A 683-nucleotide genomic window follows, 5' to 3' on the forward strand; every position below is an offset into this window, starting at 1 on the left:
CCGCCTAGGGTAAAATCGGTAATTGGGGCTAAGTCGTAACAAGGTAGCCGTATCGGAAGGTGCGGCTGGAATACCTCCTTTTTAGAGCTACTTTACCTGTAGCTGTTGTTTCCTTCTTTTAATTTATGGTTGTAATAATGACATTATTATTGCTAACTATTAGCCTGGGGGGTTAGCTCAGTTGGCTAGAGCATCTGCCTTGCACGCAGAGGGTCATCGGTTCGACTCCGATATCCTCCACTTAAGATCTTAACGCATAGGCGTTAAGCAGATAATCTTCTTGTTTATTGGAACAGATGTCAGGCTGTAAGAGCCACTCAGATCGGATCTGGAACATCAACTTTATTAAGGAGTCCGTTTTTACCCGGACTCTTTTTTTATCTTCACTAGTTGCCATTTACTCTAAAAAAGTTGGTTAATTTTTGTTGAAATCGCGAAAGATTGTATCTTTGCAGTCCGCGAAAAAAATCGTGTATAGTTCTTTCTAATTTTGTCATGGAGTATGATAGTTTATACTTAAACATAAGTATCTAACTATCAGAAAAATAAAGGTTACAAATCTTCAAAAAAGATTTGGTAGAAAGGTAGAAATGATTACCTTTGCAACCCCAACGCAAACGACGCGAAACGGAAACAGACAAAAAGCTCTTTTAATTTAATAGAATAATGATGTAGACTTTAGG

General features: G+C 38.1%; 1 tRNA gene and 1 rRNA gene. Both read left to right on the forward strand.

What is annotated here, in order from left to right:
- Nucleotides 1-81: ribosomal RNA gene (locus tag GO495_RS31885) — 16S ribosomal RNA — on the forward strand; the annotation flags it as partial.
- Nucleotides 82-166: 85 nt separating this feature from the next.
- A tRNA-Ala gene (locus GO495_RS31890) sits at nucleotides 167-240 on the forward strand.
- Nucleotides 241-683: the final 443 nt, after the last annotated feature.

It is taken from the genome of Chitinophaga oryziterrae (genome assembly GCF_009758125.1).
Classification (GTDB): domain Bacteria; phylum Bacteroidota; class Bacteroidia; order Chitinophagales; family Chitinophagaceae; genus Chitinophaga; species Chitinophaga oryziterrae.